Origin of the sequence: Carnobacterium sp. TMP28, assembly GCF_047553015.1 — a bacterium.
GTDB lineage: Bacteria > Bacillota > Bacilli > Lactobacillales > Carnobacteriaceae > Carnobacterium_A.
This window is the reverse complement of the sequence record NZ_CP180212.1, coordinates 475,151-499,512: the sequence shown is the minus strand read 5'-3', so window position 1 is coordinate 499,512 and position 24,362 is coordinate 475,151. Positions and strand designations below refer to the sequence as shown.

General features: G+C 36.7%; 14 protein-coding genes, 6 tRNA genes, 1 rRNA gene, 1 pseudogene, 1 riboswitch and 1 other annotated feature. Of the genes and pseudogenes, 5 read left to right on the top strand and 17 right to left on the bottom strand.

The genetic code is table 11. From position 1 onward, the window contains the following. Positions 1–6: 6 nt before the first annotated feature. The 3 genes from ACMHYH_RS02525 to ACMHYH_RS02515 all read right to left on the bottom strand — a co-directional run bounded on the left by ACMHYH_RS02525 (position 7) and on the right by ACMHYH_RS02515 (position 3,944). Positions 7–1,564, bottom strand: a 16S ribosomal RNA gene (locus ACMHYH_RS02525). A 586-nt stretch (positions 1,565–2,150) separates the two neighbouring features. Continuing rightward, positions 2,151–2,837 carry an ABC transporter ATP-binding protein gene (locus ACMHYH_RS02520; RefSeq protein ID WP_414839804.1) on the bottom strand — a complete coding sequence of 229 codons (687 nt, stop codon included), beginning with the start codon at positions 2,835–2,837 and terminating at the stop codon, positions 2,151–2,153. A 15-nt stretch (positions 2,838–2,852) separates the two neighbouring features. After that, positions 2,853–3,944 carry an ABC transporter permease gene (locus ACMHYH_RS02515; protein WP_414839803.1) on the bottom strand — a complete coding sequence of 364 codons (1,092 nt, stop codon included), beginning with the start codon at positions 3,942–3,944 and terminating at the stop codon, positions 2,853–2,855. 343 nt (positions 3,945–4,287) lie between these two features. Between ACMHYH_RS02515 and ACMHYH_RS02510 the strand changes: the two genes are divergently transcribed. Next, a complete protein-coding gene (locus ACMHYH_RS02510; protein ID WP_414839802.1) occupies positions 4,288–5,472 on the top strand; it encodes an iron-containing alcohol dehydrogenase in 1,185 nt (394 codons plus the stop codon). A gap of 66 nt (positions 5,473–5,538) precedes the next feature. Here ACMHYH_RS02510 and pepV read toward each other — a convergent pair whose 3' ends face one another. Next, a complete protein-coding gene (gene pepV, locus ACMHYH_RS02505) occupies positions 5,539–6,939 on the bottom strand; it encodes a dipeptidase PepV (protein ID WP_414839801.1) in 1,401 nt (466 codons plus the stop codon). Positions 6,940–7,102: 163 nt separating this feature from the next. Here pepV and ACMHYH_RS02500 point away from each other — a divergent pair, with 163 nt between their 5' ends. Then, positions 7,103–7,930 (top strand): NAD(P)H-hydrate dehydratase, encoded by an 828-nt coding sequence (locus tag ACMHYH_RS02500; RefSeq protein WP_414839800.1) that lies wholly within the window; start codon positions 7,103–7,105, stop codon positions 7,928–7,930. Between the two features lie 37 nt (positions 7,931–7,967). Here the strand turns inward: ACMHYH_RS02500 and ACMHYH_RS02495 are convergent, their stop codons facing one another. The 5 genes and pseudogenes from ACMHYH_RS02495 to ACMHYH_RS02475 all read right to left on the bottom strand — a co-directional run bounded on the left by ACMHYH_RS02495 (position 7,968) and on the right by ACMHYH_RS02475 (position 18,219). Then, positions 7,968–8,693: a pseudouridine synthase gene (locus ACMHYH_RS02495; protein ID WP_414840328.1), complete on the bottom strand. Its 726-nt coding sequence runs from the start codon at positions 8,691–8,693 to the stop codon at positions 7,968–7,970. Positions 8,694–8,773: 80 nt separating this feature from the next. Next, a complete protein-coding gene (locus ACMHYH_RS02490; protein ID WP_414839799.1) occupies positions 8,774–10,441 on the bottom strand; it encodes a putative polysaccharide biosynthesis protein in 1,668 nt (555 codons plus the stop codon). 196 nt (positions 10,442–10,637) lie between these two features. Beyond that, entirely contained in the window at positions 10,638–13,058 is a 2,421-nt protein-coding gene (leuS, locus tag ACMHYH_RS02485) for a leucine--tRNA ligase (RefSeq protein WP_414839798.1), read from the bottom strand. 75 nt (positions 13,059–13,133) lie between these two features. Next, positions 13,134–13,359 (bottom strand) — a binding site (T-box leader). Positions 13,360–13,567: 208 nt separating this feature from the next. Next, positions 13,568–15,031 (bottom strand): annotated as a pseudogene (gene nagE, locus ACMHYH_RS02480) (N-acetylglucosamine-specific PTS transporter subunit IIBC); the annotation flags it as partial. Positions 15,032–15,477: 446 nt separating this feature from the next. Further along, a complete protein-coding gene (locus ACMHYH_RS02475; protein ID WP_414839797.1) occupies positions 15,478–18,219 on the bottom strand; it encodes a LysM peptidoglycan-binding domain-containing protein in 2,742 nt (913 codons plus the stop codon). 254 nt (positions 18,220–18,473) lie between these two features. Between ACMHYH_RS02475 and ACMHYH_RS02470 the strand changes: the two genes are divergently transcribed. Beyond that, on the top strand, positions 18,474–19,184 hold the full coding sequence (locus tag ACMHYH_RS02470; protein WP_414839796.1) for a phosphatase PAP2 family protein: 711 nt from the start codon (positions 18,474–18,476) through the stop codon (positions 19,182–19,184). Between the two features lie 49 nt (positions 19,185–19,233). Then, positions 19,234–19,797, top strand: coding sequence for a class I SAM-dependent methyltransferase (locus ACMHYH_RS02465; protein ID WP_414839795.1), 564 nt, complete (start codon positions 19,234–19,236; stop codon positions 19,795–19,797). Between the two features lie 53 nt (positions 19,798–19,850). Here ACMHYH_RS02465 and ACMHYH_RS02460 read toward each other — a convergent pair whose 3' ends face one another. Beyond that, positions 19,851–21,326, bottom strand: coding sequence for an MDR family MFS transporter (locus ACMHYH_RS02460; RefSeq protein ID WP_414839794.1), 1,476 nt, complete (start codon positions 21,324–21,326; stop codon positions 19,851–19,853). 111 nt (positions 21,327–21,437) lie between these two features. Next, positions 21,438–22,628 (bottom strand): methionine adenosyltransferase, encoded by a 1,191-nt coding sequence (gene metK, locus ACMHYH_RS02455; protein WP_414839793.1) that lies wholly within the window; start codon positions 22,626–22,628, stop codon positions 21,438–21,440. After that, a riboswitch (SMK box riboswitch) is annotated at positions 22,626–22,718 on the bottom strand. It overlaps the preceding gene by 3 nt. A gap of 124 nt (positions 22,719–22,842) precedes the next feature. Here metK and ACMHYH_RS02450 point away from each other — a divergent pair. Next, positions 22,843–23,649 (top strand): hypothetical protein, encoded by an 807-nt coding sequence (locus tag ACMHYH_RS02450; protein WP_414839792.1) that lies wholly within the window; start codon positions 22,843–22,845, stop codon positions 23,647–23,649. Between the two features lie 150 nt (positions 23,650–23,799). Here the strand turns inward: ACMHYH_RS02450 and ACMHYH_RS02445 are convergent. From ACMHYH_RS02445 to ACMHYH_RS02420, 6 genes are all read right to left on the bottom strand, one after another. Then, a tRNA-Glu gene (locus ACMHYH_RS02445) sits at positions 23,800–23,871 on the bottom strand. A gap of 17 nt (positions 23,872–23,888) precedes the next feature. Beyond that, a tRNA-Ile gene (locus ACMHYH_RS02440) sits at positions 23,889–23,962 on the bottom strand. 10 nt (positions 23,963–23,972) lie between these two features. Continuing rightward, positions 23,973–24,043, bottom strand: a tRNA-Gly gene (locus ACMHYH_RS02435). Positions 24,044–24,051: 8 nt separating this feature from the next. Then, positions 24,052–24,124 (bottom strand) — tRNA-Phe (locus tag ACMHYH_RS02430). A gap of 14 nt (positions 24,125–24,138) precedes the next feature. After that, a tRNA-Asp gene (locus tag ACMHYH_RS02425) sits at positions 24,139–24,211 on the bottom strand. A gap of 37 nt (positions 24,212–24,248) precedes the next feature. Continuing rightward, a tRNA-Met gene (locus tag ACMHYH_RS02420) sits at positions 24,249–24,321 on the bottom strand. Between the last annotated feature and the right edge of the window lie 41 nt (positions 24,322–24,362).

Below are 24,362 nucleotides of genomic sequence, written 5' to 3'. Positions count from 1 at the left end.
CCTTAGAAAGGAGGTGATCCAGCCGCACCTTCCGATACGGCTACCTTGTTACGACTTCACCCCAATTATCTATCCCACCTTAGGCGGCTGGCTCCCAAAAGGGTTACCTCACCGACTTCGGGTGTTACAAACTCTCGTGGTGTGACGGGCGGTGTGTACAAGACCCGGGAACGTATTCACCGCGGCGTTCTGATCCGCGATTACTAGCGATTCCGGCTTCATGCAGGCGAGTTGCAGCCTGCAATCCGAACTGAGAATGGCTTTAAGAGATTAGCTTGACCTCGCGATCTTGCGACTCGTTGTACCATCCATTGTAGCACGTGTGTAGCCCAGGTCATAAGGGGCATGATGATTTGACGTCATCCCCACCTTCCTCCGGTTTATCACCGGCAGTCTCACTAGAGTGCCCAACTGAATGCTGGCAACTAATAATAGGGGTTGCGCTCGTTGCGGGACTTAACCCAACATCTCACGACACGAGCTGACGACAACCATGCACCACCTGTCACTTTGTCCCCGAAGGGAAAGCTCTATCTCTAGAGTGGTCAAAGGATGTCAAGACCTGGTAAGGTTCTTCGCGTTGCTTCGAATTAAACCACATGCTCCACCGCTTGTGCGGGTCCCCGTCAATTCCTTTGAGTTTCAGCCTTGCGGCCGTACTCCCCAGGCGGAGTGCTTAATGCGTTAGCTGCAGCACTGAGGGGCGGAAACCCCCCAACACTTAGCACTCATCGTTTACGGCGTGGACTACCAGGGTATCTAATCCTGTTTGCTCCCCACGCTTTCGAGCCTCAGCGTCAGTTACAGACCAGAGAGTCGCCTTCGCCACTGGTGTTCCTCCATATATCTACGCATTTCACCGCTACACATGGAATTCCACTCTCCTCTTCTGCACTCAAGTTCTCCAGTTTCCAATGACCTTCCCCAGTTGAGCTGGGGTCTTTCACATCAGACTTAAAGAACCGCCTGCGCTCGCTTTACGCCCAATAAATCCGGACAACGCTTGCCATCTACGTATTACCGCGGCTGCTGGCACGTAGTTAGCCATGGCTTTCTGGTTAGATACCGTCAGGGGATGAGCAGTTACTCTCATCCTTGTTCTTCTCTAACAACAGAGTTTTACGATCCGAAAACCTTCTTCACTCACGCGGCATTGCTCCGTCAGACTTTCGTCCATTGCGGAAGATTCCCTACTGCTGCCTCCCGTAGGAGTCTGGGCCGTGTCTCAGTCCCAGTGTGGCCGATCACCCTCTCAGGTCGGCTACGTATCATTGCCTTGGTGAGCCATTACCTCACCAACTAGCTAATACGCCGCGGGTCCATCCATAAGCGGTAGCCGAAGCCACCTTTCATCTGTCTGCCATGCGGCAATCAGAATTATGCGGTATTAGCATCCGTTTCCGAATGTTATCCCCCACTTATGGGCAGGTTACCCACGTGTTACTCACCCGTCCGCCACTCCTCTTCTATCGAGTGCAAGCACTCAATAGAAGAAGCGTTCGACTTGCATGTATTAGGCATGCCGCCAGCGTTCGTCCTGAGCCAGGATCAAACTCTCATAAAAGTTGAAGCAACCCGTTAGGATTGTTTCGCTTTTTAACGATGCTTGAAGCTCATTAAAATGACTTGCTAGCGAATAATTATTCACTTTGTTTCTTTTGGTTCGACCCTTGGCCGAACCGCCGTTCACAGTTTGTTGTTTTACTTTGTTCAGTTTTCAAAGGTCTAATTTGTTTGCGTTGTCGTTTTGACAACTTCTAAATATTACCAGATGATGACTAACTTGTCAACAACTTTTTAATAATTAGTTTTTTCTTTTTTGTTTCGTTGTTGCAACGTATCGCTGCGACATCTACTAATATAACAGCTTGTTAAACTTTCGTCAACTGTTTTTTGAAAAGAATTTATTTTTAAATCGTACCTTTTTATTTCTTAGTCAGGTTGTTGACCTTTTTAAGTACACATCCTCTTTTTCATTACATTCCTATTTACTAAAGGTTTGAAGCTAGTCGTTCGTTTTTTTAGATCGAATTAAACTGAATAAAAACACTTGTTTCAGTATATTTATTCTTTATAAACTGCATAAAATAAAGTTAATTTTTATCAAAAAAGAATCCCTTATTTAAAAGGGGATTCTTATTGCTATTGCTTTATTCTTTAGTTTCTTTCAATCTTTCTTTCAAAACTCCATCTTTCATTACGTATACTTTATCACAGCGATCAATTAAGCGTTCATCGTGTGTGACCATAATCGTTGCTTTATTTTGAGACTTTGTTTCACGTGCCAAGATATCGACTACTTCAAAAGCTTTTTCTGAATCTAGACTCGCTGTTGGTTCATCAGCTAAAACAACAGATGGGTTATGATAAAGTGCTCTAGCAATAGCTGCTCGTTGACGTTCTCCACCAGATAAATCACTTGGATACTTTTTCTTTAATCCAACTATTCCTAATTCATCTAATAATGCATCACTTTTTTCTGCATCCATTTTACTCTTATTCACTTTATTGACTAGTTTTAACTGATCTTCAACAGTCAAAAAAGGGACTAAGTTAGAAGCCTGAAGAATAAAGCCAATTTCTTTGAAACGTAAAGCAGCTCGCTTTTTCTCTGTGACTTCGCTAAATTTATTTTCTCTAATGAACACTTTTCCTTCAGAAGGTGTTTGAAGGCCTCCTATTATAGTAAGAAGTGTACTTTTTCCTGAACCGCTTGGCCCAATGATTGCTACAAATTCACCCGCCTCAACACTGAAATTAGTCTTTTTTAAGGCATCGACCTTTGTATGTCCTTCACCAAACGTCCTTGTTACATCGATTAACTCAATTAATTTCATCGTTTATTCCCTCCTTTATCCTATTGCATCTAGTGGATCAATTTTGACAACGGTTCGAACAGAGAACAAAGCACCTAAAACAGCCACAAGAATCAATACTGTTGTAATAACTGCTAAGAAAAGGATGTTCGTTGTATAAGGCACTGCGGCTGGCAAAGCTAGACCTGTCATAATGGTTAATAGTAATCCTATCCCTACACCCACTACAGCTAGGATAAAGGTTTGAGCGACAACTGATTTCGAAATATAAAGATTGGAAATCCCTTGCGCCTTCATAACACCGAACAAACTTGATTTTTGTAACGTCAAAACATATATGAAAATCCCAATAACAACTGCAGCTATAACAATTAAGAAACCTATCATTAAACCAAAAGTTAAAACTTGAGCTGTGTAGCCTGGTATTTTGTTGATATACTCTTTAATCGGATAAATCGTTAAATCATCGGTTTGGATATCTACTCCATCTACTGAATCATTTGTTCCTCGTACAATAACCGCACTAATTCTTCCAGCATCACTGCTATCAGCTTTTTCAAAGCGTACTTCTTGGTAACTCGGAATCGTTGTATACAAAACAGGGGCAACGCTGAATCTAGCATCTTGTGTAAATCCAACAACTGTCACTTCTTTGTCATTACCCGCTAATTCAAGTGTGTCTCCTAGGTTAATAGCGTCTTCTTCTTTCAAACTAATATCTGCAACCACTTCATTGTCTTTAGTAAAAGCCCTTCCTTCGATTACTTCAGGCATAATGAACTCTTGTGCATCAATTCCAAAAAAAGTTACGTTAACTTTATCTTCTTCTTTTAAAGCTCCCACTTTTCTAACAACACTAGCTGCCTGTCCTAAAAAAGCTGTTTTATCGCCTTTTACCTTCTTAGCTTGCTCTATAGTCATCATTGACATACTGATATTCGTATTGGATTCGTCCGTTAGAACAATACCATCTGCCCCCCACTTATCAATACTCGTTCGATTATCTTGTGCCAATCCATAAGCTAGCCCAACCAAAAAGAATACTAAATAGGAAACTAAAACCATCACACCTACAATTAATGCGAAACGCGTTTTAGAATGCTTCATTTCTCTCCATGCTAAAAACATCCAATCACCCTTTAATCCTTATTTTCACTCTTGTTCGAATACTATAAACGGATAGTTAACTCGATTCATATCCTCTTTTATACCATAAAAAAATAGAGAAATAAACTAATTCTATCTCCTCCTATTGGACATGGAAAAGTTAACTATATGAATAAGTCTAGAGTTACTTTTGCTTTCACTAAATAGTTTTTATCCCATTCACGAGAAGATACCTCCATTTTGTCTATCTCTCTGCTAACAAAAAAACCTCTACTAAATGAGCTTCTCTAAGTTCTTCTGTTTCTGTAACTGCACTAAGTTATGCTATACTGAACACATAAATTCAAAAGGAGTGGACAAACACATGCAACATGAAATAAGTAACTTTAACTACTACAATCCCACCGAAATCATTTTCGGGAAAAATCGTATTCCTGAATTGAAAGACTTGATCTCTACTGACAAAAAGATTCTTATCACTTATGGTGGCGGTAGTGTAATTAAATTCGGTACTCTTGACCGCATTAAATCAGCTTTGTCAGAACATCAAGTTGGAGAATTTGGTGGAATCGAAGCTAATCCTACTTTTGAAACAGCGATGAAAGCTGTTGAACTTATTAAAAAAGAAAAATATGACTTTATATTAGCTGTCGGAGGCGGTTCTGTCATTGACGCTACTAAGTTTATTGCTGCAGCTGTTTTATTTGATGGCAATCCAATGGATATTTTTTCTGGTGGCATCGGTAAAGGAACACCTATCACTTCTGCTTTACCGTTTGCGACGGTATTAACTTTACCAGCAACGGGTTCTGAAATGAATGCCGGTTCAGTTATTACATTTAAAGAAAAACAAGCCAAGGTAAGTTTTGGCAGTCCTCATGTTTTCCCTACATTTTCAATCTTAGAACCTGAAATCACTTATAGCTTACCTACTCGCCAATTAGCTAACGGAATTATGGATGCTTATATTCATATTATGGAACAATACATGACGTATCCTGTTGGAGCAATGGTGCAAGATCGTTTTTCTGAAGGCTTATTGCAGACCCTAATTGAAATTGGACCTGACGTTATCGATGAAGAGAACCACGATTATAACTTACGAGCTAACTTTATGTGGACTGCAACAAATGCTTTAAATAAAGTCCTTTCTCCTGGAGTTCCTCAAGACTGGGCTGCTCATCAAATGGGGCATGAGATTACCGCTTTATACCATACCGATCATGCTAGAACGTTAAGCATTGTTCTTCCTGCTTTATTGAAAGTCCGTAAAGAAGAAAAAAGAGACAAACTTTTACAATATGCTGAACGCGTTTGGCATATCACAACTGGGACTGAAGATGAAAAAATCGATGCTGCTATTGAAAAAACAACAGCCTTCTTCAAAAGTCTTGGTGCCCCAACATCTTTTAAAGATATTGGCTTAGGCGAAGAAGTTATCGAACCTTTAGTTGCCCAATTAGAAAAACACCAACAAACAGCTCTAGGTGAACACCGTACTCATGATTTAGCTAGTAGTAGAGAAATTTACCGTATGGCGCTTAATTAAAAAATGAAAAAGAGAAGGAACAAGCAGGTTATAACTGCTTGTTCCTTCTCTTTTTTCATTCTCTCTTTATTTGATTAATTCATAAATAGCTTCTGCATAAATGCTCATTGCATTTGTTAAATCATCAATCGCCATGAATTCATTAGCTTGATGCATTGTATCAATACTATCAGGGAACATTGCTCCATAAGCAACGCCACGCTCAAACAAACGGCCATACGTTCCTCCACCAATAGTTTCTTCTTTGGCTTCTAGTCCTGTTTGTCTTGAATAAACGTCTAATAATGTTTTAACCAATGGATCTTCAGGTGAAACATAATGTGGTGTTTGGGCTTTTCCACGTCCTAAAGTAACGCCATAATGGCCCAATTTTTTATCTAATTCAATCTCAATTCCCTCGATACTAACCCCTTTAGGGAAACGGAAGTTCAATGCAATCATGCCACCACTTTCAGGTGTGAAAGTAAAAATACCAGGATTCATTGTCACATCACCCATCACATCATCCACATAGTTCAAGCCTAATTTCTCTGCTCTTGAATCTTCATGTAAGAATTCTGCTGTCATTTCAAGATACGATTTAGCATCGCCACCAAATGAGTAGTCATTCAAGAATGTCGCTAGATACGTTGCCGCATTGACTCCACCACGAGGTTCCATTGCATGGGCTGCTTTTCCGTTAAGTTCAATCGTCACTTTATCGCCTTCAACAGATACCGTCCCTGTGACAGATTTATTCTCAACGAAATCATAAAAGTCTTTTTCGATTTTTTCTGCTTCTTGACTATTAAATACTGCTGTTGCATCTTGAGGAACCATATTTTCGCGCAAACCTGCATCAAAACTGATTAACTCATTTTTGCCGCCTTTGTTGTTACCTTTAGTATTCACATGCATGGTTAAGATACCTTTTTCTCCATTAATGATTGGAAATTGAGCATCTGGCGAGAAACCAAATTCAGGTTTTTCTTCTACTTCAAAATAACGGTCCATACACATCCAACCGCTCTCTTCATCTGTTCCAATAATGAAACGAACACGTTTAGAAACAGGCAAACCTAAATCTTTAATAATTTTTAAAGCATAATACGCTGCTACTCCTGGTCCTTTATCATCACTTGAACCACGTGCATAGATACGGCCATCTTTTATAACAGGTTCGAAAGGATTCGTATCCCAACCTGAGCCAACCGGCACAACGTCAACGTGTGCTAATACTCCAAGAGTTTCGTCACCTGAACCATACTCGATATGTCCAGCTAGGTTGTCGATATTTTTAGTAATAAAGCCATCGCGTTCTCCTAGTGAAAGAAAAGCTTCTAAAGCTTCTTTGGGGCCAGGTCCAACAGGTGCTTCGCTTGTTGCTTTGCTGTCATCACGAACGCTATCAATTTTTAACAAAGAAACTAAATCTGTCAAAAACTCATCTTTACGAGCGGATACTTCTTTTTTCCAATCTATAACCATGTACTCAACACTCCCATCTTTTTATTAACACCTTTATCATATCATTTTTCATCGTACTTACCAACGTTCTAGCTGTTTTTTTATTATTTCGTTCCTCTTTCAAAAGTGATTTTATGACGTGTTGCCTTTATACTGAATGAAACGAGTTAGAAGGAGGATCAGGATGAAGAAATTAGATAAAGCGATTGTTCAATCTATTGTGCCTAAACGTAAAAATACGAGCTACAAAGGAAACTATGGAAAAGTATTACTCATTGGCGGGAACGAATCAATGGGTGGAGCCATCATTCTAGCGGCTTTAGCTGCTGTTTATAGTGGTGCTGGGCTGGTCACGGTTGCTACTGCTAAGAGTAATCACGTTTCTTTACATGCTCAACTTCCAGAAGCCATGGTGATTGATTGGGATGACAAACAACAACTCAAGCATCAGCTAAAAGAAGCTTCTGTCATTGCTGTTGGACCTGGAATGGGGACTTCGAATCATTCTCTTCAGTTGCTTTGTTTTATTTTAGCTGAAATCACTAAAGAACAACGGGTTCTCATCGACGGTTCTGCCCTTACTTTAATGGCTAAACATAATCTAACTGTTGTGAATGATCAGACGATTTTTACTCCTCATTTAGGAGAATGGGAGCGACTAAGCGGATTAGACCCTACAAAACAAAACCCCATTCTAAATCAAATCAAACAAAAGCAATTACACGCAACCATCGTTTTGAAACAGCATCGAACAGAAATTTATTTTGAAGAAGACAGTTGGCAAAACCAAGGTGGCAATCCTGCGATGGCTACAGGTGGCATGGGAGATACTTTAGCCGGGATAATAGCTAGTCTAATTGCCCAACTGCCCGATTTAAAATCAGGCGTATTAGCGGGTGTTTTTTTGCATAGTTATATTGGTGATCAATTAGCTCAAAAGCAATACGTTGTCTTACCCTCACAACTAATCAAGCAGTTGCCCGTTACGTTAAAAGATTTTTCTACTCTCTAATACAAAATAAAGAAGGCTGGACCATTGTCCGCCTTCTTTATTTTGTGAAGTCTTTTAATTGCACCAGTTCGTCAATCGTTAAAGCTCGATAATGGCCAAGCTTTAACGAGTTATCTAATTCTAACGGTCCCATCGATAACCGTTTTAAATACTGAACTTTTCGATCGACCGCTTCAAACATCCGTTTGACTTGATGAAATTTACCTTCATGAATAATAACTTGAATGTTAGCTGTTTGCGCAACTAAATCTGTTGAGAGTACTGTCAGTTTAGCAGGACGGCACCTAAAGCCATCTTCTAATGTAATGCTTTTTTCAAAAGCTTCAATTTCTTCTTCACCAATCAATCCTTCAATTATCGCTTCATAACACTTATCCACTTCTTTTCTAGGCGAAAGCAAGTCATGAGCTAGTGCACCGTCATTCGTTAGCAACAACAAGCCCTCAGTATCTTTATCTAATCGTCCAACTGGAAAAGGATTGGATAGTCGATCTTCTGGTTTTAATAAGTCAATAACAGTTTTATGCAGATTATCTTCTGTCGCACTAATAACACCTTGTGGCTTATGCAGCATGAAATAATAAAACTCTTGGTAGACAACTCTCTCTCCTGAAACGTGAATGGTATCTGTTTCAGGTTGAATATGAGTCTTTGCATCTTTTATTACGAGCTCATTTACAGTAACTTTTTTCCTTTTCAGCAATTCTTTAACCGATTTACGTGTCCCATAGCCAGTATGTGCTAAAAATTTATCTAAGCGCATCTCTTTCATTTCACTCCTTCCCATTCAAAAAACGAGCTGACTCTGCTTTCCATTTGCTTGCTAGTCTCTCTTACTCGTCTTTATTTTATCTTTAACCTTGTTCTTAATCGTTGGACTCTACTACCCAATAAGCGATCGGCTAAACGTGTTTTCAATGATGCGTAAAAATAAAACATTCCGCCTAGAGAAGAGGATACCGCCATATTCATCAACGCACCAAATCGATCTGTCGGTGCAAAAAAGATAGCTATCCCTTTTTGAGCAACAAAAACAATCAATGCCATCCCTGTTGTGATTAATACCATGAGTAATAGGCGTCTCAATAAAAAGTTGATATCTAATTTAGTCATCTTCTGCATAGCCCATAACATTAAAAAGACCGTTACACCAAATCCTATTATGTTAGAGATTAACATGCCATATGTGCCAAAAATCCATAAAGCTGGATATTGAAAGACTAACTTCACAACTAATCCGATGCCCATTGCGCTTAAAGCGGGCTTTGTTTGATCAGCTGCTTGAAGCGTCGAACCTAACAAAACAAATAATCCAAGAAAAATACTCATGAAAGAAGACAACTGTAAGATTCGCGTACCAAATGCACTATAGCCATAAAATACGGTATACAATGATTCTGAAACAACGGCCATTCCTATTGCTGCTGGCAACATAATAAAGAAAAAGAGTTGAATGCTATCACTTAACTGTCTTCTCACATCTTCCATTTTCTTTTTCGCTAATAAGTCAGCAATCAGTGGAACAGAGGTAATCGCCATTGATCCTGCTAACGAAATAACAATCATAATCAATTTATTGGCATTCCCTGCTGCAATAGCGTAACTATTTTCTATTTGTTTCGCTGTTAATTCTGATACTGTCTTCATAATAGGTGCAAAAGTAAATTGGTCAATAATTTGAAACAACGTGATACCTGATCCAATAATAATAAAGGGAATAGCCGTCTTAATGATTGACTTAAAGATTTCATTTGTTGATATTTTCAAGTTATTTTTACTATGAGCTAAGTTGCCATCTAATTCTGGCTTCATTTTTCGAATAATAGTCAATAAATAAACGATACTGAATACGGCACCAATAAATGCACCAAATGTTGAGGCGGTTACAGCATCAACAATTTCGCCATTAAAAACGATTCGAATTAGATAAACAGCCGCCAACATAAAGATGACCCGAGCTAATTGTTCAATAAATTGCGAAATAGCGGAAGGTGCCATCGTATGGTGTCCTTGAATAAATCCTCTAGTGACACTCATACAAGGAATAATCAATAAGGCCCAACTCAATGAACGAATAACCTGTGTTCCATCACTTAACGAGGCTGTTGGACTATTTGCAGCAATAAAGGGCGCTATTGCGTACATCAATGCGGCAGCTGCAACTCCTGTAACAGCCATCACTTGTAATCCTTTTTTATAAATATCTTGACTAATTTTGTACTCACCTAATGCATTATAATACGATACTTGCTTTGCAATTGCAGAAGGTACACCGGCCGTTGCAATATTTAAGAATAATGCGTACGGAGTATACCCAATCGTGTACAATGCATTAGCAGAATTGGCTACTTCTTGATTTCCCATCCATGCCATCCAAGGAATAATATACAATGCGCCTAACAGACGAGATAATATACTGCCCCCAGTCATCCAAGCAGATCCACTAACCATTTTTTCTCTTGAACTTTTTTCGCTGACTCGCTCTTTGTTTTCAACTCTATCCTTTGACATCTTCTTATACCCTACTCTCATGCTTTTATGTATTACTATCTATTCTACTTCTTTACGATTTTGGTTGCAATCTCTTTACCAAGACACTTGTTTCATTTTATGAAATCTTACGTTTAACTTTAGGTATTCTCAAGATAACAAAAGAACTAAAATGACAAGACTCTGCTGTCTCACCATTTTAGTTCTCTGGTTTTTACTATTCGTTTGCTACAATGTTAACCAATCTACCAGGGACAACAATCACTTTTCGAATCGTTTTACCTACTAACGCTTCTTTCATTTTTTCATTAGTCAAAGCTAACTCTTCTAAGTCTTGTTTTGTTATCTCTTTTGGTGCTTTTGCTTTTGCTTTTAGTTTTCCATTTAATTGGAAGACAACTTCAATCTCGTCTTGTGTCAAAAATGATTCTTCGTAACTTGGCCATGCTACATAAGAAATACCTTCACTCTTGGTATCAAGCATAGACCATAACTCTTCCCCTAAGTGAGGTGCGATTGGTGCTAACAACTGAATGAAGCCTTTTACGTAATCAACCGGCAAAGCTTTTGCCTTATACGCTTCATTTACAAAAATCATCAATTGTGAAATAGCCGTATTAAAACGCAACTGTTCAAAATCTTCTGTTACTTTTTTTACTGTTTGATGGTAAACAAAATCTAATGAACCGTCATTGATGGTTGTAATACGGTCACGTACTTTGCCTTCTTCATCGACCATTAAGCGCCAAACGCGATCTAAGAACTTACGGCTACCCTCTAATCCATTTTCATCCCAAGCAATGGATGCATCTAATGGGCCCATAAACATTTCATACATCCGTAACGTATCTGCACCAAATTTTTCGACTACTTCATCAGGATTGACAACATTGCCTTTTGATTTAGACATTTTCTCATTATTTTCTCCAAGAATCATTCCTTGATTAAATAATTTTTGGAAAGGTTCTTTTGTCGGTACAACGCCAATATCATATAAAAATTTATACCAGAAACGAGCATACAATAAATGCAATACCGCATGTTCTGCTCCACCGATATAAATATCAACAGGCAACCATTCTTTCAATTTTTCAGGATCGGCTAGTTTATCAGGATTTTTAGGATCGATGAAACGTAAGAAATACCATGAGCTTCCTGCCCACTGTGGCATTGTGTTTGTGTCACGGCGGCCTTTCATACCAGTGATGGGATCAACTACATTTACCCATTCTTTAATATTAGCTAGTGGTGACTCTCCTGTTCCACTAGGTTTTATGTGTTCGGTTTTTGGTAACAATAATGGCAGTTCTTCATCAGGCAAAGTAGTAGATGTGCCATCTTCCCAATGAATAACAGGGATTGGTTCACCCCAGTAACGCTGACGAGCAAATAACCAGTCTCGTAAACGATACGTTGTTTCTGGATGGCCTACTTTATTTTCTTCCAGCCATGTATTCATTTTAGCAATACCTGTTTCTTTATCTAATCCATTCAAGAAATCAGAGTTAATGTGCAATCCATCTTCTAAGAAAGCTTCTTTTTCGATATTTCCACCTTCTAGAACGGGGATAATCGTTAAATCAAATGTTTTCGCAAAATCATAATCCCGTTGATCGTGTGCCGGTACAGCCATAATAGCACCTGTACCATAAGAAGCCAGCACATAATCAGCAATCCAAATAGGCATTTTCTCGCCATTTACTGGATTAATTGCATAAGCTCCCGTAAAGACACCGGTTTTATCCTTATTCAAATCGGTTCTTTCTAAATCACTTTTGAGGCTAACTTTTTTAAGGTAAGCTTCAACCGCTTCGTTTTGTTCTGGTGTAGTAATTAGTTTAACTAAATCAAGGTCTGGAGCCAATACACAATACGTAGCTCCAAATAACGTATCTGGACGTGTGGTAAAGACTGTAAATTCTTGATCTGAATCTTGGATAGAAAACTGAACAGTCGCTCCTACAGATTTACCTATCCAATTGCGTTGCATATCTTTGATACTCTCAGGCCAATCGACTGATTCTAAATCGTCTAACAAACGTTCTGCGTATGCTGTAATTTTTAACATCCATTGTTTCATTGGTTTACGAAAAACCGGATGCCCACCTCGTTCACTTTTTCCGTCAATCACTTCTTCATTCGCTAGAACAGTTCCTAATGCTGGACACCAGTTAACGGCTACTTCTGCTTCATATGCTAAGCCCTTTTCATATAATTTAGTAAAAATCCATTGCGTCCATTTATAATAATCAGGATCTGTTGTATTAATCTCGCGTTCCCAATCGTAACTAAAACCCAACGAATTGATTTGACGTCTAAATGTTTCAATATTTTTTGCTGTAAATTCAGCAGGATCATTTCCTGTATCTAACGCATATTGTTCTGCTGGTAAACCAAAAGCATCCCAACCCATTGGATGTAAAACATTGTATCCTTGTGCGCGTTTCATCCTTGAAAGAATATCTGTTGCTGTATATCCTTCGGGGTGGCCAACGTGTAGTCCTTGACCAGATGGATAAGGGAACATATCTAATGCATAAAATTTTTCTTTTTCTTGGTCTTCTGTTGTCTTGAATGTGTGTTGTTCTTTCCAGTAGCGCTGCCACTTTTTCTCAATTTTCTTATGACTAAAACTCATATCTTTTATCCCTCTTTCTTTTTTTGTCTATAAAATTAAAAATCGCCCTATGAGTCCAGATAATTACTCTGTTACTCATAGGACGATTGGATCAGTCAATAATCGTGGTACCACCTAATTTTTCTACACATTTTTCGTATAGACTCTTCTTACCTTTAACGCAGGCGTTACGACTTTACTTACTGTTTATTTCAGTAAAGCAACATCCAAGGTGAGTTCGATACTATTCTTTATGCATTTCCACCACCCATGCACTCTCTATAAAAGAAAAATCTCTACTAGTCCTCTTCTTTGTATTTAACTATTTATCTTATTCTATCAAATAAAGACCCTGTGAGCAAGAAGAAAAAATAACTTTAAGCATTTGATAAACCTATTGCTGTATGAACGAATTAACCGGCAAATTAACTGCAATAAAAAGAGTCATTCAGCTTTATTTCGCCTTGATAACATACGCAAAAAGACGTCAGAGCATAGTATGCCCCAACGTCTTTTCAAATAGATTATTTTCTTAGTTTAATCATTTCATCAGCGACGAATTGGACTTCAGTTCCAACAATAACTTGAATGTTATGGTCTGAAACTTTGTTAATTCCAGCAATGCCTGCAGATTTGATTTTCTTTTCATCAACAAGAGACATGTCTTTAACTTCTAGTCTTAGACGTGTTGTACAGTTGTCAATAGAAGTAACGTTAGCGTCTCCACCTAAACCAGCATAGATTGTTTCAGCTTGACGTTTGAATTTAGCATCTTTTGCAGATACAGTTGAACCGTTTGAAGTAACAGCTGCTACTTCTTCTTCGATCATTTCTTCATCTTCGTCACGGCCTGGTGTTGCTAGGTTGAACTTGATAATGATGAAACGGAATACGAAGTAGTAGATTGCAAAGAATACTAGACCTTGAAGAATAAGCATAAATGGCTTGTTTGCTAGAGGTAGGCTAGAACTTAAAATAAAGTCGACTAAACCAGCACTAAAACCAAATCCAGCTGTCCATTGGAAAGTAGCTGCGATGAATAATGAAATACCTGTTAATACTGCGTGAACCAAGTATAAAACGGGTGCAGCAAACATAAATGAGAATTCTAGTGGCTCTGTAACACCTGTAAAGAAGGCTGCAAAACTAGCTGCGATCATTAATGATGCAACAACTTTTTTCTTGTTATCTTTAGCTGTATGGTACATTGCTAAAGCGCCACCTGGTAAACCAAACATCATGATTGGGAAGAAACCAGCTTGGTACATACCTGTTGTTCCTTTAATCCCAGTGTTTCCCCAGAAGTTTCCAATATCATTGATACCAGCAACGTCAAACCAGAAAACAGAGTTTAATGCGTGATGCAATCCTGTAGGAATTAATAAACGGTTAAAGAATCCGTATAAACCAGCACCAACAGCGCCTAATTTACTGATTGTTGTCCCGAAAGTTACTAAACCTGAGAAAACTACTGGCCATACAAATAGTAGAATCATAGAAACAACCATCATAGCTATTGAAGTCATGATTGGTGCTAAACGTTTTCCACTAAAGAAAGCTAAAGCCATTGGAAGTTTTGTTGTGTGGAAACGGTTATACATTGCCGCAGCAACTAAACCTGAGATAATACCGATAAAGGCATTATTGATTTTGCCAAAAGCTGGACTTACAGCCTCAACATCAATACCTTGTAACATAGCAACAGAACCTGTGCTTAACAATGTTGTAATCACTAAGAACGCTACTAAACCACTAAGTGCAGCAGCACCGTCTTTATCTTTTGACATTCCTAATGATAAACCAACTGCAAATAATACAGGTAAGTTATCAATAACAGCAGCACCCGCTTTAATTAAGAAAGCTGCATAAACACTTTCTCCACCCCAACCTGATGGGTCGATCCAGTAACCGATTCCCATTAAAATAGCCGCTACAGGTAAAACTGCAACTGGCAACATTAACGAACGGCCAATTCTTTGAATATATGATTTCATTTTTGTTTTCCTCCTAAAATATAATAAGTTCTAAAAATAATGACAAGATAAAAGAAATAGAATAAAAGATATAAATAAATAGTAAACCGTTACTTTTTATATTATCTCTTCATTTGCATCTTCCTTTTCAAAAAATTTACTTGTTGCTTATTTAGTTAATTTAGTAAACATAATTTACTGAATAAATAACAGATAGTTTTAATTACCTTAACACATTTCAAATAATACCAATGATGAAAACGCTTGTCAAATGATTTTTCAATTAAAAAGAAAATTAGTTTTTTAAAAATTGTCTTTACAGGATTGGTATGCATTTCAGAAAAACTATTTTTTTTTATTTCTCTTTATAAAAAATAGGTATACCAATTTTTTATAAAGAGAAATAAAAAAAAGGCAAACCTTAGATTTCTCTACGTCTACCTTTTTCTTAACACATGCTAACTTTTTTATTTAATTAAAATAGATTGACCCACAAAAATGAGATCTGTTTTCAAATAATTCCATTCTTTTAACTTTGCTACTGATGTATTCATTTTTTTCGAAATAGCCCATAGTGTATCATTAGGTAAAACACGGTACATTTTTGTTGTATTTCCCTTTATGGGTTCATTTTGTGATGCAGACTGAATAATCAATTTTTGACCTATCATTATCTTATCTGAGTTTAAGTTATTTAATGATTTTAAGTTGGCTACCGTCAAATTATACTTATTCCCAATAGCCCATAATGTATCACCACTTTTTACTTGGTAAGTGGTTGTTACTACTGGTTTTACTACTGGTTTTACTACTGGTTTTATTACTGGTTTTATTACTGGTTTTACTACTGGTTTAGTTGGTACATTAGGCCTTGTTGGTCCAGTTGTTTTAATAGTTAACTTTTGTCCTATATAGATAAAATCAGATTTTAGATTATTCCAAGCTTTCACATTTGCTACTGTTACACCATTGTTTACCGAAATTGCCCATAGTGTATCGCCATTTTTAACTTGATAGTTAGTCATGATTAGTGGTTTTTCTGGTTTTATTGGTTCGTTAGCCCCTATTGTTCCAGTTGTTTTAATAGCTAACTTTTGACCTACATAAATAACGTCAGATCTCAAATTATTCCAAGCTTTCACATTCGCTACTGTTACACGGTTCGCTGTCGCAATCCCCCAAAGAGTATCTCCAGACTTCACTTGATAATTTGATGTAACAGTCGTACTTGAATCAGGCTTACTTGGTGTTTGTGCTTTTCCTTTAATCATTATGTTTTGACCTATATAAATAACGTCAGAATTTAAATTATTCCAAATCTTTAGATTTGCTACAGATACATTTTTACTCATCCCAATTCCCCATAATGTATCACCTAATTTTACTTTATAATTTGATGTGACCGTCAGAGTTAGATCTGTAACACTAGAATCTGGATTATTTGGCATAGGAGTAGGAATTGGTTTCTTTGATGTGTCTCCTTCTATATATCCCCTGTCAAATCTAGTTAAATTATGTTTTCTAATGATTGTATTTAATTTTGAAGCATAACTTGGATCTGTTGCATATCTTCCTTGTAACCAACTAGTAGCATCAGTATAATTAGTGGTTTTACTCATCCATGCTCCTGAATAAAAGTTTGCATTCCAATCTGTTCCATTTTTTAATAACTTTATATTATCTTGTAATGATTCAGCATAAGAAGGGTATTTTTTAAAATTTTGTGGAATATAAATCCAGCCTCCTGTTTTACTATATTCAGAGGTATACATTGTAACCGTTTGACCATAATAGCTTCCTTTAATCCCAAATAAATTATAATTAGGTGCTAATGATAATTTACTACTGCCGTAACCACTTTCTAATATCACTTGGGCAATCATTACAGAAGCATAAAGATCATTTTTAGGCGCTAATGCTGCTGCATACAGCCCAATATGCTCAACAAATTCTGTACTAGACATTTTCTCAATATTTATAGAATAATTCTGTACTTTTTTTGATTTGTTTGCAACTTCAGCACCTACTTTATTTACAGCCAGGATATCACCAGGATGAATTAGGTTTGAAGAAAGTTTATTCCAATTTTTCAAATCCTCCAAAGATATTCCGTATACTTTTGCGATCTTATTTAATGTATCTCCTGATTTAACACTATATGTCTTAGCTAATGCTGTTTTTGCTTTTTCAGCAGCAACTTGATCAGCTAGTATTTTTTCGGCAGCAGCTTTTTTTGAAGCAGCTTCATCGGCCAGTACTTTTTCAGCAGCAACTTTTAATGCAGCTTCGTCAGCTAGCACTTTCTCAGCAGCAGCAACTTTTGAAGCAGCTTCATCGGCCAGTACTTTTTCAGCAGTAGCCTCTTTTAATGCAGCTTCATCAGCTAGTACTTTCTCAGCAGCAGCAGATTTTGATGCTGCTTCGTCGGCTGATATTTTCTCAGCAGCAGCAACTTTTAATGCAGCTTCGTCAGCTAGTACTTTTTCAACAGCAGCAACTTTTAATGCAGCTTCGTCAGCTAGTACTTTCTCAGCAGCAGCACCTTTTGATATAGCTTCGTCGGCTAATATTTTCTCAGCAGCAGTCGCTTTTGATGCAGCTTCATCAGCTAGTACTTTTTCAGCAGCTTCATCGGCTAATAATTGGTCCGCAGTAGCCTTTTCAGTGGCCACTTTGTCTTCTAACAGTTGCTCACTTTCATTTAACTTATTTGATTCATATGTACTTGCAGTTTCTCCTTCTGTAGTATTTATAATCAAACCTAAATTCTGTTTTTCTATACTTTCTTGATCTAATAATGCTAAGGCTTCAACAAACAAATTTTCAATTTCATCAGTCGTCAACTCGTCGAAGTTTAGTTCGCTTAATTGTGATTCGTTTAACAAGCGGCTTAATTCATTAATTTTTTGTTCTTTTTCAATCTTAGCATCTTCTGAGAGAGTTTGTACTTCTTGTTTTTCTATCTCAACTTCTTCAGGTGTTTCAATTGTTGCTTCCAGAATTTCTTTTGTGTTATCAGAGTTTTTATCAGTAGTGTTTATTGAGTCATTGGCAGAAACCGAAATAGTTGGGAACGCTAACAAACTTATCAATAGAGTTGTACCAAAAGTCATTGTTCCTCTTTTATACGCTAGATGGACTTGATTGAATTGCCCTATCGTTCCTTTAGTGGTGATAGAATCTATTCTTTCTTTTCTTGTTTTATACATACTATACCTCCAAATTTAAACATTTATTATAATAAAAAAATAAGGGTATGTTTCAGTTTATCGTTTAATACCTTATTTATATTAGTATAGCGCTCTATTTAATTATATGATAGGTAAAATCCTGTTTACAATAGTTATTTTAATAAATTTCACATAATACAAACAATTTCATGTGATTTCATTAACTAGACTTGATTGTATTAACTTTATTTATATATATCTACCATTTCTAAAATTGTCTAGTTTAAACATATGTGTTAAAATTAACCATTCATCATGAACAGATTTCAACAACAAAAAATAATTTTAGAAAGTGTGAAATCATGCAAAAAAAAGGGATTAACTATCGACCGACTCTTCTTATTAGTTTAATATTTTTCTTTCTTTTCTGTACTATTGCCTTTGGTGTTCAATCAAATGCTCATTGGATAAACTCATTTGACCAATTTATTACTCATTCTATTTTATCCCTTGCTTCAGAAAAAATGACCGCTTTCTTCGTCTTTATTACTCGTTTTGGTGGAGTACCAATTATGGCAATTTTAGTTTTATTGTTTAGCTTTTTTGTTTTTTGGAAGTCTAAAAAACTCAAACTAACCATTTGGTATATCTTACAATCTATTTTAGGAGCTGGTGCTTTAAACGTCCTAGTAAAACTTATTTTTCAAAGAGAACGTCCTACCATTGAACATTTAATCATGCAAGGAGGATTTAGTTTTCCAAGTGGGCACGCAATGGGCTCAATGATTTGTTATGGAGGTTTAGCTTTCTTAATCTTTCATCTTTATAAAAAAAGTACACTATCTTTTATTATTCTAGTCGCTACTCTATTGCTTGTTTTATTCATTGGCTTAAGTAGAATTTACGTTGGTGTACATTTTCCCTCTGATATTATAGGAGGCTATTTACTAGGTGCTTCATGGTTAACGCTCATGATTGCTTTATTTCCAAAACTCATGGACTAACGCTAGATCATCATAAAAAATAGTGCTAATTGATAAGGAGATCCAAACTATGATTGAAAATGCACTTCGCTATAGCCATACTCTTTTGACTAATACACTTATCAGTGGCGACACCGTCATTGATGCTACCGTTGGAAATGGTGGAGATACCGTTTTATTAGCTAAACTAGTTGGGAAAACCGGACATGTCTTTGGTTTTGATATCCAAGCTCAAGCTATTCAAACAACGAGAGAGAAATTAATGTTAACTAGTCTTCTAGAACAAGTCTCTCTTTACAACGAAGGACATGAAAATCTAGATCATTTTATACCAGAAAATACGGATATTGCTGCTGCTGTCTTTAACTTAGGCTATTTGCCCAAGGGTGATAAGAAAATTATTACTAAAGGTAAAACAACTATCCAAGCAGTAGAACTAATTTTACCTCGTTTGAGAAAAGGTGGTTTACTTTTATTAACCGTTTACTCTGGCCACCTAGGTGGAGAATTAGAAAAATCAGCCGTTGTAGATTTTACTAAGGATTTATCCCAAGAGTTATACACTGTTTTATACTATGGATTTATTAACCAAAAAAATGCTCCACCCTTTTTAATTGCTGTTGAAAAAAAATAAAAAAAGCTTGCCCATTAAAAGACCGTTAAGTCTTTAATAGGTAAGTTTTTATTTTAGTAAATATTTACTCTTTTATCGAATTGATTAATTATTAAAGCTAGTGCTACAGTGATAAATCCATAGAAGAAAACATCATGAACACCTACATATAAAATATTTCTTAAGATCGGCAATAAATTAGGATCTAAATTAATCGCTGTTAGTGGATTGATTAATTCATTCATCATCTTACTCTCTACACCTGTTGCTTGTTGAAGAATCAATTGCTCTGCCATTCGTTTATTCAAAATAATTCCATAAATTGAAATCATAATCGTTTGACCTAGAATTCGAAATAAGGTATTAACTGATGTAGCCACACCAATTTGATTTTTAGGGACAATATTTTGAATCGTCACAGTTGTTGTTGTGATAGCTAAACCCATTCCTAAACCAATTAGTGCTGTCACTAATAAGAAAACGTAAAAAGGGGTAGCTAGTGGCAACTGAGTGATAATCAATGCACTTATACTAATGATAACTAAACTACTTGTCAAAATCGTTTTAACAGGTTGCTTGAACATTAATTGTCCTGCAATGAATGAGCCTAGTACCCACGTAAAAGACATAGGTGTAATAGCGAATCCTCCCATTGCTGCTTTCAGACCTTTTAAACCTTGCATCCACATTGGAATATACACATCTACTCCAATTAAAAACCCACTCACTAATGCTGCGACAGTATTTTGGATAACGAAAGTCCGATTGTTAAACAGACTTAACGGCAATATGGGATCGATTGCTCGTTTTTCTACATAAATAAACGCAATAAAACTTAAAATAGCAAAAACAAACCAAATCAGCAATAATGGTTCAAACGTTCCTTTATCTCCAATAACTTGAATGCCATAGAGTGAAAATAACAACGTTCCAGTTAACGTTAAACTTCCTAGATAATCAATAGCTTTCCGTTCATAAGAAAAATCTTCATGTAAAAACAGAGTAACTAAGACTATTGTTGCGATACCAATAGGAACATTGATATAAAAAATCCAATGCCAACTTAAGATATCAACGATAAAACCACCTAATAAAGGACCAAATATACCAGCTACTCCCCATGCTGCTCCGTTAAGGCCCATGATTTTTGCTCGTTTTTCTAAAGGATAAATATCAGCAATAATTGTAGACGTTACCGGCATGATAGCTCCCGCGCCAATTCCTTGTATAGCTCTAAAGAAAATAAGTTGGCTCATTGATTGCGAGAGGCCACATAAGGATGAACCAATTACAAAAATGAGTAATCCAGTAATCAATATGGGTTTTCTTCCAATCATATCCGATAATTTGCCATATATCGGCGTCATAATAGCGTTTGTTAACAAATAAATAGAAAATACCCAGTTCATAATAGCGATTCCTTCAAGACTCCCTATAATAGTAGGCATAGCTGTTGATACGATTGTTCCCTCTACTGCTGTCATAAAAGTCGCTACAAAAATAGCTACTGTTACAATTTTTACATTTGTTTGCTTTTTATTTCTTTCCATATCTTTCTCCAATTCGTTTTCAATTTGTATAGCTTATTTCAGTTGATCCATAGTAGATACAAAACGCATACGCTGCCTCTATTCTATAAAGGTAACGTATGCGATCATTTATTATTGAGCTAAGAATTTTTTCAACTCATCTATCTTATCTGTCTTTTCCCAAGGTAAATCAATATCTGTTCTCCCGAAATGACCATATGCTGCTGTTTGTTTATAAATCGGTCTTTGGAGATCTAACATCTTGATAATTCCAGCAGGGCGTAAATCAAAATTAGCTCTTACAGCTGCAATCAATTGGCTTTCAGGAACGTTACTTGTTCCGAAAGTGTCAATAGCAATAGAGACTGGTTGAGCTACTCCAATAGCATAAGCTAATTGGACTTCACATTTGTTAGCTAAGTTAGCTGCTACAATATTTTTAGCGATGTAACGAGCAGCATAACTAGCAGAGCGGTCTACTTTTGTTGGATCTTTTCCAGAAAAAGCTCCACCACCATGACGAGCATACCCACCATACGTATCAACAATAATCTTACGACCAGTTAAGCCAGAATCTCCTTGAGGTCCCCCAATAACAAATCGTCCTGTAGGATTGATAAAGTATTTAGTATCTGCATCCAATAATGCAGTTGGTATAACAGCTTCAATCACTAATTTTATGATATCCTCTTTTAATGTTTCAATCGTTGTGTCTGGATGGTGTTGTGTGCTGATAACAACTGTATCCACACGCAAGGGTTTCCCATTTTCATCATACTCAACGGTTACTTGAGATTTGGCATCTGGTCTTAAATAGTTAAGTGTCTTATCCTTTCTCAATTCTGCCAATCGTTTAACTAAACGATGACTTAATGAAATAGGTAGAGGCATTAACTCAGGTGTTTCATCAATTGCAAAACCAAACATTAGTCCTTGATCTCCTGCACCAATTTGATCAAGAGCATCATCATTCATTTCTTTATACTCAACAGAATCATTCACTCCTTGAGCTATATCAGCTGATTGTTCATCGATAGCAACAATAACCGCACAAGTATCTGCATCAAAGCCAAATTTAGCTCTGGTATACCCTATTCCCCTAATTGTTTCACGCACTACTTTTTGGATATCTACATAGGTAGAAGTGGATATCTCTCCTACTACTAATACTAAACCTGTTGTAACAGTTGTTTCACACGCAACTCGTGCATCTGGATCTTTAGCAATAATGTCATCTAAAATAGCGTCACTAATTTGATCGGCCATCTTATCTGGGTGTCCTTCTGATACAGACTCAGATGTAAATAATTTTCTTTCTGTCATTCTTTGTTCCCCCTTTGATAGTTTCGGTTACAAGGCTTCTCCGCTCTTCTTACAAAGCAGATCCTCTCGGGAATCCATTTGCAAACCTTATACATTTTAACATACTTCTTGGTAGTTAGCTAAATAAATATGTAAAATAAACTATCTTTATACTGTGCTCTTGATTTATTTTTGGTAAGATAGGAGTAGTACACTCAGTGAAAGGAGTCTTACGATGAAGCCATCTTTACCTACGAAAATAAAAGGTTTTTTTTTACATCCACTTTTTCTTATTTTTATTACTCCCTTAGCGTATATTCTCATAGGAACTATTTACGCAGCACAGCTTTCAACCATAAATTTCACACTAGTTATCGGTCTTTATCTTTTTATTCTACTGAATCAATTCTTAGAAAAAATTAGTGCAACTGAGTATCAAAAAAAACATAAAGAAATAAAAATTTCTTTATTCATTATTGAAGCCATTAACCTACTAGTAATTAGTTCTCTAGCCCTATCTTCTCATTTTTTAATTGGAGTATTACTAGTTTTGTACAGTATCCTTATTCAAGGACAGATTTACTTGAGAGAAAATAGATTAAAGTGGCTCTTAATTAGTTTGAAGGCTATTTTTAAAGGGGGTATCTTGACCTATATTAGCTTTTTTATTCAATTATCTTTTATCCCTAATACTATTTTCATATGGAGCATTTCTTCCATTCTATTGGTTTTGATAATAGAATTAACCGATTACACCATTAAAACAAACCAACTAGAATCACTAAAACAGAATCGTCTTCTAGCTCTTAGCTTGTTCGTTTTTTTGTACCTAAGTAGTATCTTTATTTTATGGTTGTCTTTTAGTTATTTTTCCCTCTTATTATTATTAAGTTTACCAGCCGCATGGAATGTACTTTCTACTTATCAATTATCCGCTCAAGCTAAACCTCATTCATTAAAACTTAAACGATTAAATGTACTTACTATTTCTTTTTTATTTCTATTTACTTTAGTTATTAGTACTAGACTGTTTTTACAATAAATGCTATTAAAACACAAAAAATCAAATCCCATATATATAGGATTTGATTTTTTTGTTCTATTTTTTTTATTTATATGAGATAAAAAAGAAAAATAGCGTTAGTGAGTTTTTTACTCACCAACGCTGTTTATTGTACAACCTATTTTTTTATGACCCGTACGGGATTCGAACCCGTGATACCGCCGTGAAAGGGCGGTGTCTTAACCACTTGACCAACGGGCCTTTTAATTATACTGTAATGGGCCTAAATGGACTCGAACCATCGACCTCACGCTTATCAGGCGTGCGCTCTAACCAGCTGAGCTATAGGCCCATAAAAAAAAAGCGGGTGACGAGAATCGAACTCGCATCAACAGCTTGGAAGGCTGTGGTTTTACCACTAAACTACACCCGCAAAAAAAGTGGCCCGGGACAGAATCGAACTGCCGACACCTTGAGCTTCAATCAAGTGCTCTACCAACTGAGCTACCGGGCCATATATTTAATTAACGGTCTCGACGGGAATCGAACCCGCGATCTTCTGCGTGACAGGCAGACATGTTAACCCCTACACCACGAGACCTTTTTGAAGATAATACCATGTAGTGTTCTGGTATATATTGCGGGGACAGGACTTGAACCTGTGACCTTCGGATTATGAGCCCGACGAGCTGCCAACTGCTCCACCCCGCGATAATAGTAAATAAAACATTTTTGATACATTTAAACTGTTC